This window comes from Porphyromonas pogonae (assembly GCF_036320655.1).
In the GTDB taxonomy this organism is placed as follows: domain Bacteria; phylum Bacteroidota; class Bacteroidia; order Bacteroidales; family Porphyromonadaceae; genus Porphyromonas; species Porphyromonas pogonae.
Map to the genome: position 1 here is coordinate 1,500,506 of NZ_CP143258.1, position 16,166 is coordinate 1,516,671.

The window sequence follows — 16,166 nt, forward strand, 5'->3', positions numbered from 1 at the left end:
GACTAACTAGTCGTCCCTTAAAAAGCACATTTCAGTGCAATCCTCTCCATTGGGAGTGTTTCGCTGATTTTGTTTATTAGGTACAAAAGAAGCTTCATGGCTCTTTTGAAGTTATATGCCGCTGCAGCTAACATTCCATTGATAGCATCCCCGAAGAGCCCTTTGTAAAAGTTACGTCCTAAGCGATAATCTGACTTCAAATGTCCGATAGTTGGTTCTATTCCTGCACGCTTGCAGAAAAGTCGATGCTTCTTTTTACGTTGATAATAACTGTCTTTAGCTTTTGGAGTGTCAGGAATCAATATTTGCGTACCGTTTATTTCTTTTTTCCCACGGTAACCTCTATCTCCGGCCAATTTCTTAATCCTTTCTCCCGTGAGTCTCTTCCCCTGATCGAGGCTTTGCTCTATGGTATGTCCGTCGTACTCATTACGGAAAGAAGAGGCTCCCAAAATCACTCCCGTCATGGAGCGTATAATCGAGACTTTGTTTCCAAACTCATATTTTTTGTGCTCCTTACCTTTACTGATGCATTGAACATCCGGTTCATGAATAGAATAAATCTTTTGAGTGGAATTACGCCGTTGCGAAAGAATCCTTTCAAAGAGGGAAATGAGTTTGTCGTACTCCCTGTTATTACCCAGGTTTCGTTTAAGTTCCCGAACCAAACGTCCCGCTATTGTTCGTAACCGTTTATCCGCTTTAAGAGCTTTCTTACGGTTCTTGGGATGGTTGCGAAAACGTTGATCCCGATAAATTCTTTTCAATACGAAAGTATAGCTTTGACGAATGGGTAGATTGAGAGCCCTTACGATTTTGAGAACCTGGCCTACTATCTTCTTATGCAACTTGGCATCTGTAGGATAAGTCACATTCTTTTCCTGCACGGTGGAGTCTATAAAAGCGGTATCGTGGTGATCCTTCTCATTTTTGTCATCATTCACACGAATACTTTCTGCAAGAATAAGCTCTATCCCTTTTTCGCCGATGCGTTTGCGGAAGTGAACCAGCTCCGAGGCATTGCAGGGAAAGGAGGGTGTAAACTCTTGCATGCCACAAAAATATTGAAAATAAGCGTTCTCACTCCATTGTTCTACAACAGATTCATCTGAAATATTGCGCAAATGCTTGAGAATTAAAAGATCACACATTAAGAGACTGTTGCAAAAGTCAACAGTCTTGTGGATTTTGGAGGCAAAGCCGACAAAAAACACTTTGACCGGGCAGAGAGGGTAAAGTGCAAGGCGCTAAGAGTGAGTGCACAGGGAGTTTACTTCAGGTAAATGACCAAGCGCGAATCTCGCAAGCAACGAAGCAATTTGCCTGCTATGCAACGGTCTCATTAAACGAATAGGCTTACCGGGACTACCATTGTCAGGGCAATACAAGGAAGAAAAAGCCTCTTCGAACCTTTTCCAATCGATTTTATGGGAAAGTTTATACAGAGGATGTTGCTGGTTGAGCAAATCGTCCAGCGAAGAGAACAGAGATTGAACTGTTTGAGTAGGGCGTATCATAAAAAAATCTGCAAGTTTCTACATCCAAAGATACAAAAACTTGCAGATTTATCAAAGAATAGAAGAGCGCAATTCGCTGTATATCAGAAAGTAAACGCGATTTTAAGGGGTGACTAACTAGAAAAAAAGTGCTGAATTTCAATGTAAATTCCCCTTATAGGCTTCGCAATATAATCTTTATTTTTTACTCAAGGTTGTAACTGTTCGTTTAGTAGAATTCGCATAAGAATCAATTCATAAAGTATTAATGATATTATACATCCCGCACATCTTATTCATGGGGTATAACAATTTCTTTACATTCTTGATTACAGTAATATTACAGACGTGTGTTTGCGGTAATTCATTAAAACATATATGTAAATGGTAATTCCTATTTTTAGATGTTATAACTTTGTAATCAATATCAAATATCTTATATCATAAATTTTTGTCACTTATAATTATGGAGAAGAATTGTAATATTGATGAGTTGCTGGATTTTTTACTGCAGTTTGCAACGGTGCAAATGGGGGTGGGAGTTCAAACCTCAAGAATTATAAGGAATACTGCTCGTATTGCTGAGACCTATGGCTATCGATTGTCTTTAATGATGTCGCAGAAAACTATAGGGATCACTTTGGTGGAGAAAGATCACCCTAATGTAAGTGAGACCAAACAAAGTTCCAGCTCTGTGACATCTATAATGAAGCACAAGACTCTTCCACTGAATTTCTATATGAACTCGGAATTGAGTGCCCTGAGTTGGTACGTATATGACAATAAACCAGTACTTAAATTAGTAAAGGATGATTTTAAATCAATCATTTCTTATCCAAAGATGAGTCACTACATGATGCTTCTTCTTATAAGTATTGCTAATGCTTGCTTTTGCCGAATTTTTGGAGGTGATGCTATGTCTATGTTGATTGTTTTTGTCGCTACTGCTGCCGGATTTTATATCCGTCAGCAACTTACTAAGCGTAATTTCAATCATATGTTCATCTTCGTAATATCTGCTTTTATAGCTTCTCTTATAGCAGGACTATGTGTGAAGTACGGAGGTTGGACGGAGACTCCGGAAATAGCATTGAGTAGTTGTGTGCTTTATTTGATTCCCGGTGTGCATCTTATCAATTCGGTTATTGATTTATTGGATGGGTATGTTCTCAACGGTGTATCCAGATTTATAAATGCAGTGATGTTACTCATCAGCATGACTGTGGGTTTGTCTTGTTCTCTGATTATCCTTAACCTTTCATTTATTTAGTATATATGATAAATCCTGTTTTTTCTGATGCTATATTTGCTGCAGGAGCTGCTCTCGGTTTTTCTGCCGTATCAAACCCTCCTAAAAAAGCATTGTATATAGTGCCTTTTGTGGGAGCTTGCGGTCATGCTTTTAGATATGCAATGATGAATTATCTAGGTTTGGATATCATCTTTGGCTCTTTATTGGCAGCCTTCCTTATAGGGCTTATCAGTACATTGTGTGCTTTCAAGGTTCATTGCCCCTCAGAAGTCTTTTCTTATCCGGCTCTTTTGCCTATGATCCCGGGATTATATGCATATCGTTCGCTTCTGGGTTTTATCAAATTTGTACAAGTTAAAAATATTGATTTGAAATGGAGCTATGTTATGGAAGCTATGACAAATGGTATTACAGCTATCCTTATTTTATTTGCACTGTGTGTAGGGGTAGCTATTCCTTTATTTATTTTTTATAAACAATCTTTCCAGATGACTCGTCACGGAATATACAAGACCCGTAATTGTAATTCTTTATGAATAAGTACAGAGCTTTATACATATTCATATTTCTTTTTTTTCTAACTATATTTTCTCAGGCATTCGCCAGGGCATCAGCTACAGACTATGACTCCCTCATGCGTGCATATGGTATGGTGGATATACATACTTTAGACACATCTATCTTGGTAGATCTCAAGTATAGCACCACTGATAATTTTGTGGGAGTAGATATATATGGAACTTTGAAAAAAGCATATTTTGAAAAGAATTTTGTAAAGAGGATAGTTAAGGCACAACACTTAATCCAAGCTAAAGATCCGGGATATAGGCTATTGGTTTATGATGCTGCAAGGCCTCTAAGTGTTCAACGCAAGATGTATCAATTAGTGGAGAATACACCACATAAAGTGTATGTGGCTAATGGCAAACGAGGGGGCCGTCATAACTACGGTGTTGCCGTCGACATAACAATTTGCAATGCCAAAGGCGAAGTTTTGGATATGGGTACAGACTTTGATCATTTTGGGATGGAGGCTCATATAGGAGATGAAGCTGTGCTCATAAAGAAAGGGGTAATATCCACGCAAGCTATGAAGAATAGAAAGCTCCTCCGATCAGTGATGCATGCTGTGGGGCTTAAACCTTACAGGCGGGAATGGTGGCACTATGAAGAGCCTATTACTATAGCGGAAGTAAGAAAGCGGTATAGATTGCTGGACTTTTGACTGGTTCTTTTCTTAACTATTTTCGGACTTACCTCATTTTCTATGATAAGAGACTGTTGCATGAGAATTGTCCTTTTAATCTTGTCTATATCGCTGAATATCATTATATTTGATATATAAAACAGGAATCAAAACAGTCTCTATGAGTAAGGAAAAGAACACCAAGGCCCCATCTTTTGCAGAACTAGCAGTAGAACGTCGTCTGCAAGCCACCAAAAACAACTTTTTGCATCAGATTGACACCATTGTAGATTGGCGTCCCATCTCCAACTTGCTCAACAAACATTGCCTTAAGGGAGACACCCCATTTGGCGCTTCCTCTTACCGCCCCATTATGCTCTTCAAGATCCTGCTTTTGGAGACTTGGTACGGTCTCTCAGATCGTCAAGTAGAAGAGCGAATCAACGATTCCCTCACATGGATTGCCTTCCTAGGGCTGACGATGGATTTCGTTTCACCCGATCACTCGACCATCTGCCGCTTCCGTCTGGAGCTTATAGAGAAAGGCTTAATGGCAAAGCTGTTCAAGCTTCTCAACAAGCAACTCAAACAACATGGCATCATGGAGATCAAAGAGGGCGCCATTGTGGACGCAAGCATTGTTGACAGTCCCAACAAACCAACAGGAGGGTGTCAAATTGTGATCTGCGATGATCGGGAGGATACTCGTAGCGATCAGGAGAAAGAGGCTGAAGGAGAATACTAGGTCAAAGTCTGCTCAACGAAACCCGGCGTAGATGACGAGGCTCGATGGGTGAAGAAATGCAACTCATATAGATACGGTTACAAGAAGCACGTCTTAACAGACACCGGGGGGCTGATACATGAAGTAATCACCACAGCGGCTAACGTGGCAGATACGACACAAATCATTCCTCTTTTGAGACCGTTGCATAGCAGGCAAATTGCTTCGTTGCTTGCGAGATTCGCGCTTGGTCATTTACCTGAAGTAAACTCCCTGTGCACTCACTCTTAGCGCCTTGCACTTTACCCTCTCTGCCCGGTCAAAGTGTTCTTTTGTCGGCTTTGCCTCCAAAATCCACAAGACTGTTGACTTTTGCAACAGTCTCCTTTTGGTGCAGGCTCAACTCCCCCAAAAGACAATGATATTAGCGGACAAAGGTTACACATCCAAGAAAAACAGAGGTTATCTGTGCGACCACAACCTGATAGATGGCATCATGCACAAAGCAGTCAAGGGGATGCCACTGACGGAGGGTAAAAAGCAATTGAATAGGCTGTCAGTTCCATGCGATGGCAGATAGAGCGTAGCTTTGGTAGCATTATACGATGGTTTCATGGAGGACAATGTCGCTATCGAGGAATTTCTAAAACGCATTATCAGAACCTCATTGAGTCTTTGGCCTACAATCTCAAACGTGCGCCAAGGCTACTTATGCAACAAAGTGTAAGCTAGCCTCCGATTGAAGGGGAAGCCCCCTCAAGTAGCTCAAAAATGAGCTAAATCAACGTGAGTTCGGTCTAAGCGTGGTGTACTAAGAGGGTTGATGGATTGTGTATGATTTCTAGGTTTAATTCCGGCTTTTTGGGTAGCAAATTGTAGGCAATTATGCCGGCAATCAAATTAATGGCGAAATTATTGACGCTTCTGTGTCGTGTATGCTCTATTTGACAAACGTTTTTGAGTAGGTCATTAACGGTTTCCACAAGTGCTCTTTTCCTGAGTAATATCCTATCATACAGGCTTATCAGAGTGTTTTTCATGTTTTTCTTTATCTTCGTAATCATGTGTATGTCGTCAATGAAGAGCTTATCGAAAAGACTTTGTGAGATGTATCCTCTGTCGCCAACAAGTTTGCCGAAAAGTTTCTTCGTGAAGGTTCCGCCTTTAAGTGGAGCACGGTCATCCGTATTCCCCGGTGTGATTTGATATTGAATGATTTCACCCCGGTCGTTAATCACAATATGTAGTTTGAAACCATAGAACCATCCCATACTGCATTTGCCCTTTTGGGCCCATCCTTTCATGGTCTTATGCCCGTGTGCCCGCTTGATATGGCAGGTGCGTAAAGGTGTGGAATCAATGAATGAGATACCGGTGCATTCGCCCAAACAACACATATTGAGAAATGAAATTAGTTTGAATGCCACCTTGCTTTGTAATTCCACAAAACGATTGTAAGAGACCAACGAAGGAAAATCCGAATGACATTGTTGCGTAATATATTGAAGATAAAAGGACTTAAAATCGCGATACCTCGAATGATGGAAAAGAATCAGAATAGTCATGATTTCAGCATCGGACATCCTAAACTTGCGATTTCTTCGCTTTTTGTTTCCTTCGCAAAGGGTTCTTTGCTGAATCAAGGTATCGAAAAGTTTGGAAAAATCATCGGTAAGACAGAAAATTTCAACTATATTTGTTTTCATAAAGTGGTGTTTTGTTTGTTTATATCTTATTGATTATCAACTACTAAGATGCAAATAATTCACCACTTTTGCAAAGAAATACATAAGAAATTACACTGATTTACAACACTTTGTAAACTCTATTATTCCTATTATCCCTTATATCGAACTCACGTTAAATCAAGAAAATTAGAATCAAAATTCCTTCGTCTGTTCACTAAAATCGGGCGGAAAACTGCTCGTTTTATGTCTCTGTCTATCGATCCGACTTTTTCAACGGTCTCTATAAACCAAGACTGTGGTGGCTGTCTTAAAAAAAGCCGCCTCAGAATCCCTTCTAAGACGGCTTACACAACAAGAACTTAATTATTTAACTAATCACGTCAAATTTCTTTTTTAGAATTTTATAAAGGAATGCCTTTATAAAAGTTGAGAACTTTACTTTTGAAGATAAAGTCGTACTTTGCTTTGAGTTCGTCGGCAAGGCTTACCATATACCTTGTTTTGGCTTCATTGTACTCAAATACGTTGATCTTATCAGCTTTGAGGCGCTCTTCGGCGTAGTCAAAGGCTAATTTATTAGAAGATACCGATTTCCCAGCAGCACTGATGTTTTTTAATGCTGATAAGGCATTATAATAAGCCTCACTGACTTCTTTATAGAGTCGCTTTTTCTCTTCTTCTAAAGCCAATCGGCTATTAAGGACCTCCAATTTGCTTTGGTTGATCTGATTGCGAGTCTCAAACCTGTTGAAAATGGGTATACTCAAAGATAAACCTATAGATGATCTGCCATTATTCCTAAGCTGATTTCTAAAGCTTTCATTGAATTGGCTATATTCTTTTCCTAACTGATAATAGTAGCTGTTGGAGTATCCCATATTGAGCGAAAGGGTCGGTAGATGCCCTGATTTACTTGATTTTACCATTTCTTCCGCTGCATATATATTCAATTCGGCTGATTTGACAGAAGGTCTATTGAGTAGAGCAAAATTATATATCTCACCGATGTTGCTTAATTCATTTTTACTTTGTAAAAGAAGTTCGTCCACATTGGGGGCTTGAATAGAAATAATCGTATCGCCGGTAATCTCCATCGATTGCATCAGTATAAGGCGAGCCATATTTTCACTATTTTGGGCAACGACGTAGTCTTGTTCCTCTTTAGCCAGCTGGGCTTCTACTTCCATTTGTTTGCCTTTAGCCCATTTGCCCGAAGCCACTAAAGCTTGTGCTTTTTCGAGTTGCCTTCTTGTAAGCTCAATTTGTAATTTAGTAACGCCTTTAAGCTCTTGCTGGAAGAGGAGCGTTATATAGTTTTGAGCTACGTTGAGAGATATATCATTTTTAGACTGTTCTAAATTCTCTCTGGCTGCTTGTAGATTCAACTTGGCTGTATTGAGATTGTGCAGGCGACTAAGTCCACTGAAAAGAGTAATATTCCCTCCAATAGAAAAGGAGGATGATGAGGAGGATCGCTGAACAAAAACTCCTGTTTTATCTTGTGAGCGTCCGAAGCCCCATCCCTGAGAGATGTCACTACCCACCGATGGAAGAAAGGCATTTTGCGCTGATGATACTTTTATTTTTGAATTGCGTATATTGAGTTCCTGCTTCTTGACGTTGAGATTTCTCTTCACCGCAATCTCAATACATTTGTCTAAGCTCAAACCTTGGTACTCGGGTGTTGGAACCACTTCTTGAGCATATCCTCCAAAGGATAGGGTCAGACCGGTTACAATGAGTAGGGAAGCTATTCTTTTAATATTCATGATCTGCGGGGTTATTTTAATTGTTTTTCGTTCCCTCTAACTTTTTGTCCTGCTTTGAGACCTTCGATAATCTGGATTTTTACTCCATCAGAAGCTCCTGTTTTTACAAGTTTTCGTTGAGTCTTCAACTCTGGCTTTTCCTGTTTTACTATTTCTACGAATGTGGAATCTCCTTTAAACTCAATGCAAGCCTCCGGTACTGCCAAAACATTTTTTACGCTTTTGGTGATTATTTCGGCATTGGCACTATAACCTGCTCGAAGTTGCTTAGCTTTTTCTCCTATTTTTACGGAAGCTTTTACTTCGAAGAGGGTGGCTCCGGTAGTATTCTCGCCTTTAGGTGCAATGTACTCTATGGTTGCGGGGAATGTTTCTTTCCCAAAAGCTCCTATGGTAATTCTCATGGGCATACCTATCTGTAGATTTCCAATTTCAGTTTCGTCTACTTTACCAATAAAGAGGAGATCTTCCATATTGGCAATGCTGGCTATGGTAGTACCTTCATTGAAAGTGTTGGCTTGTATTACAGAGTTTCCTACTTTTACAGGGATTGATAGTATTTTGCCGGATATGGTGGCTTTGACCAGTGTGCTGCTTTCTTTAGCACTGCGTTGTGATATACCTGTCTTCATTATTTGCAGAGCGTCGGATGCGTTGCTCAGATCTTCTTTCTTTTGATCATAATCAGCTTTTGATGTTTCATATTCTTCACGTGCTATAATACCTTTCTCATAGAGACTTTTGTCACGCAAATACTTTTCTTTAATCGTATTGAACGTGATATTGGCATTGGTAAGACGTGAGTAACCGTTGTTGACCTGCATCATATCAGGTATTACGGTTATTTTGGCTATAATATCGCCTGCCTGTACAAAGTCGCCAGCTTTGTGTAAAACTTCAGAGATAATGCCATTGAGCTGTGGTTTTACTGCTACTTCATCTCGAGCTTCTATGGTACCGGTAAGTACGCTCTTGGTTTCCAACAGAGCTTCTTGCTTCACTGTTTCTATTTCATACTCCTTAGCTTTGGGGCGTGATTTACTCCATAAGTATCCAAACGTCAGTATTACTAACAATCCTAAAATGACCCAACGGAAGATTCTAAAAAACTTTTTCATTATGATAATGGATTTAATTGATTCGTAATTGTATTATGTTCTTGATTATATGCGACAGATTTATTATTCATCACGTATGGCATCGATGGCTTTTATCTGGATGGCCCTGTATGCCGGTAGTAATCCTCCGAGAATACCACCGCTTATAATGATCATCATTGATATGACTGCTTGCCAAAAAGGAATATTGGGATTATAGAATGGTAGTCCGTCGTGATCAAACTTGGGTATTCCTATAGCACTGTCTATTACTCCCATTATGAATACACTCAATATGAGTCCCGTGACTCCAGCGATTAAAGTAAGTAATGTTGCTTCAGATAATATCTGACTGATAATATCAAGAGGTTTTGCTCCCAAAGCTCTTCGTACACCTATTTCCCTTGTGCGCTCTCGCACGGTAACTAACATAATATTGCTTACACCAACAATACCGGTGAGTAAAGTGCCGATGCCCACAATCCAGATCAAAAGATTGATAGAGGTTGATATATTATTCATTGTTTGGAACACTTTGCTCAAGTTGAAGTATTGTATGGCTGCTTTATCATCAGGGGCTATATCATGTCTGCTTTTTAAAAAGGTGGTTACTTTTTCTATTACAGGATTGATATCAACATCCTTATGAACGGAGAACGAAAAATTTTCTACCTTGCTTCCTTTCTTATTCACTTTTCTGAGAATACTACCCGGTATATATACTGTGCTTTTAGGATTGCTTCCTATATTGACAGCGCTTTTGGAAGCTACCACACCGATAATACTATAGTATAGATTATTGACTTTTATTGATTTGCCTAATACAGATTTCTCCAATCCGAAAAGTTTCTCTTTGATGTCACTTCCTATCATACAGTATTTGCGCTCCTCAAGGTCATCATTGACTGTGAGCCTTCGCCCCTCAATCATATTGAAAGATATGATTTCGAAAAAATCAGGTTGTGCACCCAATACGGAGTAATTTCCGCTCTTTTCTTTATAGCTCACATTCTTGTCTTTTCTCATCCCCCAGTCAACAGTCGCTATTTTATCAATTTCGGGTACTATCTTTTTTATATTTTCAAAGTCATTGACATCAAGGCTCCATGATCTTCCGCTGCGGAAGCCATTGTAGGCTTTGGAAGTATTGTTTGTCCAGAAAAAAGCCGAATTGGTACTAACGCCGTCTGTGATAAGATTGATGCCATTTTCAAATCCTTTGCCTGCACTCAGCAGTAAGATAAGCATAAAAATACCCCAGAATACACCAAAAGAGGTGATGATACTTCTTTTTTTGTTACTTATGATAGTATGCCAGATTTCAGTCCAGCGATCTTTGTCGAATATTTTTTTCATGACTTTTTAATTTCTCATTGCTTCAACGGTGGGTATTTTTAATGCTTTTTTTACAGGGAGATATCCGGCTATGACTCCACTTCCGATCATAACCGCCAAAGTTGCTAAAGCCGTTTGCAGTGTAATAACAGGGTCTAATAAAAGGCTAAACTTCATTTCTTCCGATTCGGCGCCGGAGGCTGCACCTGCTCCCGTTTGCATCATGATGTTGGATACAATATACATGATACCTACGCCTATGATAAGACCAATGAGCCCTGAGATAAAGGTGACAAAGATAGATTCTTGCAGAATCATACTGATAATATCACGCGGTTTCGCACCCAAAGCTTTTCGTATACCTATTTCCCTTTGTCTTTCGGTTACGGAGATCTGCATTATATTGATAATACCTATAATTCCTATAGCTAATGTACTGAGCCCTATTATCCAAAGGAAAGTGTTTAACCCTTCCATTATTTTATTCATGGACTTTAAACTTTCAGCTTGAGAATCTATGTTCATTACATATTCATCATTAGGGTCGAAGTAAAGCTTGTGGTAAAGTTGTTTACGTATTTTTTCAGAGAGAGCTTTGTTTTTGTTATTATCATCCAGATTATAGCATATGAAGTGCATTCCATCCATGATATTTGGATTCTTTCTGTCAAATTTGAGTTGCACCATTGTAGATAAAGGAATAATGTTTTTATCCCATTGGTTTTTGCCTTCAAATACCCCTATAACTTTGAACCCTATAGAATCTATGGTTATAATTTTTCCACTCACCTCTTTCTCATCGCTAAAAAGTTCTTTGGCAATACTGCTGTTGAGTATGACTACCTTGCTATTTCCGTTAATGTCACCGATGTTGATGTAACGGCTATTGTCTGAAATAAATGTGAGTTTTCGTATTTTGCTGTACTGTTCATTTACTCCCATGATAGGAGTCATTATGCTCTTATCTTTATAGGCTATTTTACAATTCCATTTTTCTTTGAAAGGTGACATCTCTTTTATTTCAGGATTATTTTTTTGAAGAAATTCACAATCTTCCACTGTAAGCTTTACCATGCGCCACTTATCAAATCCTTTATAAACTTTAGAGGTATATCCTGCGTTTAATTCTGCCGAAGCATCGTTTTGTCCGCTTTTATCAATATTGTTTTGAGCAGCGTTTCTTACCCCCGTACCTGCACTCAACAATATTACTAATAGTAATACGCCCCAACCCACCGAAAAGCCTGTGAGCAATGTTCGCAGCTTATTGGTTCTTAATGTTGCTGTTATTTCTTGTATGCTATCTCTATTAATAAACATGGTGGGGGATATTAATTATCGTTTGTGATTATTCCGTCTTTAATATGAATAATGCGGTTGCATTCCTCTGCGACAGACTTTTCGTGTGTAACGATGATCATGGTCATACCCTCTTTGTTTAATTTTTTCAGAAGTTCCATGACTTCTACGGTCGTTACACTGTCCAAAGCTCCTGTGGGTTCATCCGCCAGTATAACTTTGGGGTTTGCTGCGAGGGCACGAGCTATAGCTACTCTTTGCTTTTGACCACCAGATAGTTCATTGGGTAAATGGTGAGCCCAGTTTGTGAGTCCAACTTTATCGAGATACTCCATTGCTATATTGTTTCTTTCTTTGCGAGATACACCTTGATAATAGAGAGGGAGAGCAACGTTCTCAAGTGCGTTCTTAAAAGAAATCAGATTAAATGATTGGAATACAAATCCGATATGAGTGCTTCGCAATTCGGCGGCACGGTTTTCCGATAGATCTTTTATCAGTTCCTGTTCGATATAGTAGGAGCCTTCGTCATATGTGTCCAGAATTCCCAATATATTGAGTAGTGTACTCTTGCCTGAGCCTGATGCTCCCATTATCGCTACAAGATCACCTTGATCTATGGTCAGGTCTATTCCTTTGAGTACGTGTAAAGGCTGTGCCCCTTGATAAGTTTTGTGAATACCTCTTAGTGTTATCATGCCTGAATTTTATATTTTATTTCTTAGACGCAAATTTTTTACAGAGATTACAGAAATAAATTATTTATTTTTTCTCATTATTTTATAATCATTTTAGTGTTCTACTAAATTAGTACACCGCAAATATATTAAATTATAATTGATATTTACAATACTTTGGTCAAAAATATTTATTCAATTTATTTTATTTATTTTTAATTATCTGTTGTTTAGCTGTTTGTGTTGCTGGTTTTCGGGCGATTTTATTGTGTTTCGTTAAATTTGTAGAGAGATAATAGAGGGAAAATATAACAGTTATACAAAAAGACAGGATGAAAAAAAATCAAATGACAGCTTTATCTTTGAGGGGGCCTGATTCGATACCGGTATCTTCATAAAGAATTGAAGTCAAGTATACCTCTGATTTAGCTAAAAAGAAAACCATATCGCCATCCCCCAAATGAAGGATTACGATATGGTTCTTTTTATGGTTTTTAATTAAGACTAAGCTTTCCGCACAAATTCGCTTTTGAGAGCCATGGCACCGAAGCCATCGATTTTGCAATCTATATTATGATCGCCTTCAGCCAATCTGATATTTTTGACTTTTGTACCCGCTTTTATAGGTTTTGGTGCTCCTTTTACCGGAAGATCTTTTATTACTATTACGGTATCGCCTGTAAGGAGTTCATTTCCGTTGGAGTCTAATACCTTAGCTTCTGAGGTTTCTTCAATAGCAAGTTCTTGGGGATTCCATTCATAAAAACATTGTGTACAAGTTATGAGTATACCATTTTCATAGGTATATTCCGAGTTGCATTTCGGGCAGACCATTGCGTCGTTCATTATAAAAATAATTGTTGAATGACACAAAATTAGCTATTCTAATCCTAAAGGTCAAATCTCTGCCCCTGCCAATAGGTTATAGTATTGTCTTAGTATAGCCCTTAGATCTACAATGACTCGCAATAATTCCATTGAGACCAATACTTTGTATTTTCTAAGCTAAAGTAATTAGATGTTTAGTATATTTGCTTCGATAATGAATAAAATACCAGTTAATATATGAAACATTCCACGCTCAAATTAATCTTAGCGATTACCATGGTGGCGATTATTTCCGTACGTGCAAACGGACAAATTCTGACCAAAGCCCTGCAGTATGGACCTTACACAACATCTGCTCCTCTCATCGTTGATTCGGTCAATTCACAAAACAAAGTATTCTCTATAGATGAGTTGCTCAAAACCCCGTACACTCCTGACGAGCATAAGGGGAAAATGGTTACAACCGGAGCCAAGGGCTTCTTCAAAGTCGATAGGCCTCAGAAGAATAGCTCTTCATGTCTCAGTATTTTCACCTTTGCCCCCACTATCAACACTTATACCACGGGTGATATGCTCATTTACGGACATGGCCGATATGCGATTTATGACGGTAATACACTTTTGGCTGCAAGTGAAGATGTCAATAAAAATGCTGACTCTGTGCCGGCTCTCAAAACAAAAATTACTTTTGAAGCATCGACACGCCACCTTATAATACGCTCATTGAGTCTACCTCATGATAGTGTTTCCTCTGATTTTAAAGTTGAATTTAAGCCTGACAAGAAGTTCCCTAAGCTTGACTCTTTAGCTTCCAATAATCGACGCGAATATTTCTCTTTGCCGTTTATGATGACAGGGAAGAGTCTCACTTCTGTGAGTTTATCTCCGTCAGGAAAATATGCTTTGGTGCACTATGTGATCAAAGAAGTAGATGCGTCTACAACTTATACGGAGTTGCGTGACCGCACCGGTAAAATCTTAAAAACGGACAAAGACCTCAACCAGTGCTATTGGATGCCCAAGAGTGACTTGCTTTTGGAGCAATCCCCCAAGGGGAGTGTCACCCAACTGTTGCAGGTGAATCCCGCTACAGGGCGTAAGACTGTATGGGTAGAGAGCCTTCCCGGCAAGAATTTTCAAGTAAGTCCTGATGAGAAAACGCTCTATGCTTATGAAGAAGAGAAGGGCCCTCAAAAGGATGATAAAGTGATCAGGAGACTTGATCCTAATGACCGTCAGCCCAACTGGAGGGAACGCTCTCGTATCTATCGATATCATATCGAGAGCGGTATATATGAGCCCATTACATTTGGTTACCAATCTGTTTCGCTCATGGATATGAATGATGATGGGAGCAAACTGCTAATAGGAATTTACAGTACAGACTGGACCAAATCGCCATACAATCAGACTACTGTGATGCTCTATACTCCCCAAACAGGTAAAACAGATACTATAATCAAGCGAGCTTTTGAAGTAGATCATGCCGAGTTTATACCTCATACCAATGATATTCTCATATCGGCATCTGCCAATGCTTTCGACGGTATCGGCAAGCAGTTGCCCAAGGATAAACTAGCCAATTCTTATGACAAGCAATTGTTTCGCATGGATATTACCACGCGCAAGGTAATACCTCTGACCAAAGATTTTGATCCGGCAGTAGTCTCTACTTCTATGGATTTGAAAAACAATGCTCTCCTTTTTACAGCCGAAAATGGAGGTCGTAAGTCTCTTTACAAGCTGGATCTCAAGAATAATAAAATCACTGATCTCAAGGTCAAGGAGGATGTAGTCCGTAGCTACTCGGTAGCTCCCTATGGTGGCAATATCTGGTATATGGGGCAAAGTGCCAATAACTCTGATCGCCTCTATATCCTTGAGGGGGTAAACAAGAGTAAGCTCTTGTACGACCTGTCTGCTGAGAAGCTGGCGCACGTTACTTTCACCCCGGCTCAAGACTGGGTGTATCAAGCTCCCGATGGCTCCAAGATCGATGGTTGGTATTACCTCCCCCCCAATTTTGACCCCCAAAAGAAGTACCCCATGCTTGTATATTATTACGGAGGTACAAGCCCTATACAGCGTACGCTCGAGGGTACGTACTCTCTGGCTATGTATGCTGCTCAGGGCTATGTGGTATATACCCTCAATCCCAGTGGCTCTACAGGCTACGGGCAGCAATTTGCAGCACGTCATATCAATGCATGGGGAGATTATACAGCCAATGATATCATAGGAGCAGTGAAAGACTTTGCTCAAAAGCACGACTTTGTCAATGCCAAAAAGAGCGGTTGTTTCGGTGCCAGCTATGGAGGTTTTATGACACAATACCTGCAGACCCAAACCGACATATTTGCCTGTGCCATCAGCCACGCAGGTATTACATCCATCAGCAATTATTGGGGTAGCGGCTACTGGGGCATGGGCTATAGCACTGTAGCATCAGCAGGGAGCTTCCCTTGGAATAACCCTGATTTGTACGTCAAGCATAGTCCACTCTTCAATGCCGATAAAATACACACACCCCTGCTCTTGCTTCATGGATCGGCCGATACCAATGTGCCCACGGCAGAGAGTACCAATATGTACAATGCCCTCAAGATATTGGGACGGGAAGTTGAGTTTATCGAGTTTACCGGTCAAGATCATTTTATCTTAGAGCCTTCGCGTAAGATCGCATGGACGCATACCATGTTTGCCTGGTTTGCCAAGTGGCTCAAAGATGATCCATCCTGGTGGGACACTATGTATCCCAAACAAAACTTATAGGCCGCGGGTAGTTTATAACACCGGCTTGATGAGTATACAGAGG

Annotated in this window: 14 protein-coding genes and 3 pseudogenes; 7 read left to right on the forward strand and 10 right to left on the reverse strand. The window is 39.8% G+C overall.

From position 1 onward, the window contains the following. Window positions 1-17: 17 nt before the first annotated feature. Both VYJ22_RS05755 and VYJ22_RS05760 read right to left on the reverse strand, forming a co-directional pair. Window positions 18-1,154, reverse strand: a pseudogene (locus VYJ22_RS05755) (IS5 family transposase); the annotation flags it as partial. A 192-nt stretch (window positions 1,155-1,346) separates the two neighbouring features. Further along, window positions 1,347-1,517 (reverse strand): annotated as a pseudogene (locus VYJ22_RS05760) (IS5/IS1182 family transposase); the annotation flags it as partial. 445 nt (window positions 1,518-1,962) lie between these two features. Between VYJ22_RS05760 and VYJ22_RS05765 the strand changes: the two are divergent. The 5 genes from VYJ22_RS05765 (at window position 1,963) to VYJ22_RS11625 (ending at window position 4,949) form a co-directional block, all read left to right on the forward strand. Beyond that, window positions 1,963-2,766, forward strand: a complete 804-nt coding sequence (locus VYJ22_RS05765; RefSeq protein WP_329902947.1) for a threonine/serine exporter family protein — start codon at window positions 1,963-1,965, stop codon at window positions 2,764-2,766. A gap of 5 nt (window positions 2,767-2,771) precedes the next feature. Beyond that, window positions 2,772-3,284 (forward strand): threonine/serine exporter family protein, encoded by a 513-nt coding sequence (locus VYJ22_RS05770; protein WP_329902948.1) that lies wholly within the window; start codon window positions 2,772-2,774, stop codon window positions 3,282-3,284. A 98-nt stretch (window positions 3,285-3,382) separates the two neighbouring features. Then, entirely contained in the window at window positions 3,383-3,973 is a 591-nt protein-coding gene (locus VYJ22_RS05775) for a M15 family metallopeptidase (protein ID WP_407989462.1), read from the forward strand. Window positions 3,974-4,115: 142 nt separating this feature from the next. After that, on the forward strand, window positions 4,116-4,679 hold the full coding sequence (locus VYJ22_RS05780) for a transposase (protein ID WP_329902950.1): 564 nt from the start codon (window positions 4,116-4,118) through the stop codon (window positions 4,677-4,679). Window positions 4,680-4,727: 48 nt separating this feature from the next. Continuing rightward, on the forward strand, window positions 4,728-4,949 hold the full coding sequence (locus VYJ22_RS11625) for a transposase (RefSeq protein ID WP_407988655.1): 222 nt from the start codon (window positions 4,728-4,730) through the stop codon (window positions 4,947-4,949). Here VYJ22_RS11625 and VYJ22_RS05790 read toward each other — a convergent pair. Further along, complete coding sequence (locus VYJ22_RS05790) at window positions 4,914-5,036, reverse strand: hypothetical protein (protein WP_329902954.1); 123 nt, start codon at window positions 5,034-5,036, stop codon at window positions 4,914-4,916. The genes VYJ22_RS11625 and VYJ22_RS05790 overlap by 36 nt on opposite strands. Window positions 5,037-5,055: 19 nt before the next feature. On the opposite strand from VYJ22_RS05790, the pseudogene VYJ22_RS11630 reads away from it, so the two are divergent. Further along, window positions 5,056-5,321 (forward strand): annotated as a pseudogene (locus VYJ22_RS11630) (transposase); the annotation flags it as partial. 134 nt (window positions 5,322-5,455) lie between these two features. On the opposite strand, the gene VYJ22_RS05800 reads toward VYJ22_RS11630, so the two are convergent. The 7 genes from VYJ22_RS05800 to VYJ22_RS05830 form a co-directional block, all read right to left on the reverse strand. After that, complete coding sequence (locus VYJ22_RS05800) at window positions 5,456-6,364, reverse strand: IS982 family transposase (RefSeq protein ID WP_329902957.1); 909 nt, start codon at window positions 6,362-6,364, stop codon at window positions 5,456-5,458. 383 nt (window positions 6,365-6,747) lie between these two features. Next, a complete protein-coding gene (locus VYJ22_RS05805; RefSeq protein WP_329902958.1) occupies window positions 6,748-8,115 on the reverse strand; it encodes a TolC family protein in 1,368 nt (455 codons plus the stop codon). Between the two features lie 11 nt (window positions 8,116-8,126). Then, window positions 8,127-9,233 (reverse strand): efflux RND transporter periplasmic adaptor subunit, encoded by a 1,107-nt coding sequence (locus VYJ22_RS05810; RefSeq protein WP_329902960.1) that lies wholly within the window; start codon window positions 9,231-9,233, stop codon window positions 8,127-8,129. 63 nt (window positions 9,234-9,296) lie between these two features. Next, a complete protein-coding gene (locus tag VYJ22_RS05815; protein ID WP_329902962.1) occupies window positions 9,297-10,568 on the reverse strand; it encodes an ABC transporter permease in 1,272 nt (423 codons plus the stop codon). Between the two features lie 6 nt (window positions 10,569-10,574). Beyond that, window positions 10,575-11,867, reverse strand: a complete 1,293-nt coding sequence (locus VYJ22_RS05820; protein ID WP_329902963.1) for an ABC transporter permease — start codon at window positions 11,865-11,867, stop codon at window positions 10,575-10,577. Between the two features lie 11 nt (window positions 11,868-11,878). Beyond that, complete coding sequence (locus VYJ22_RS05825; RefSeq protein WP_329902964.1) at window positions 11,879-12,544, reverse strand: ABC transporter ATP-binding protein; 666 nt, start codon at window positions 12,542-12,544, stop codon at window positions 11,879-11,881. 483 nt (window positions 12,545-13,027) lie between these two features. Then, the gene (locus tag VYJ22_RS05830; RefSeq protein ID WP_329902965.1) at window positions 13,028-13,369 is read right to left on the reverse strand and encodes a zinc ribbon domain-containing protein YjdM; all 342 of its coding nucleotides are present in this window, start codon (window positions 13,367-13,369) and stop codon (window positions 13,028-13,030) included. 219 nt (window positions 13,370-13,588) lie between these two features. Between VYJ22_RS05830 and VYJ22_RS05835 the strand changes: the two genes are divergently transcribed. Further along, the gene (locus tag VYJ22_RS05835; RefSeq protein WP_329902966.1) at window positions 13,589-16,123 is read left to right on the forward strand and encodes an alpha/beta hydrolase family protein; all 2,535 of its coding nucleotides are present in this window, start codon (window positions 13,589-13,591) and stop codon (window positions 16,121-16,123) included. The last annotated feature ends 43 nt before the right edge of the window (window positions 16,124-16,166 follow it).

Bases quoted from the DNA above. Each gene is read 5' to 3' on its own strand.
- VYJ22_RS05765 (WP_329902947.1), top strand. From the start codon at position 1,963: ATGGAGAAGAATTGTAATATTGATGAGTTGCTGGATTTTTTACTGCAG.
- VYJ22_RS05770 (WP_329902948.1), top strand. From the start codon at position 2,772: ATGATAAATCCTGTTTTTTCTGATGCTATATTTGCTGCAGGAGCTGCT.
- VYJ22_RS05775 (WP_407989462.1), top strand. From the start codon at position 3,383: ATGCGTGCATATGGTATGGTGGATATACATACTTTAGACACATCTATC.
- VYJ22_RS05780 (WP_329902950.1), top strand. From the start codon at position 4,116: ATGAGTAAGGAAAAGAACACCAAGGCCCCATCTTTTGCAGAACTAGCA.
- VYJ22_RS05800 (WP_329902957.1), bottom strand. From the start codon at position 6,364: ATGAAAACAAATATAGTTGAAATTTTCTGTCTTACCGATGATTTTTCC.
- VYJ22_RS05805 (WP_329902958.1), bottom strand. From the start codon at position 8,115: ATGAATATTAAAAGAATAGCTTCCCTACTCATTGTAACCGGTCTGACC.
- VYJ22_RS05810 (WP_329902960.1), bottom strand. From the start codon at position 9,233: ATGAAAAAGTTTTTTAGAATCTTCCGTTGGGTCATTTTAGGATTGTTA.
- VYJ22_RS05815 (WP_329902962.1), bottom strand. From the start codon at position 10,568: ATGAAAAAAATATTCGACAAAGATCGCTGGACTGAAATCTGGCATACT.
- VYJ22_RS05820 (WP_329902963.1), bottom strand. From the start codon at position 11,867: ATGTTTATTAATAGAGATAGCATACAAGAAATAACAGCAACATTAAGA.
- VYJ22_RS05825 (WP_329902964.1), bottom strand. From the start codon at position 12,544: ATGATAACACTAAGAGGTATTCACAAAACTTATCAAGGGGCACAGCCT.
- VYJ22_RS05830 (WP_329902965.1), bottom strand. From the start codon at position 13,369: ATGAACGACGCAATGGTCTGCCCGAAATGCAACTCGGAATATACCTAT.
- VYJ22_RS05835 (WP_329902966.1), top strand. From the start codon at position 13,589: ATGAAACATTCCACGCTCAAATTAATCTTAGCGATTACCATGGTGGCG.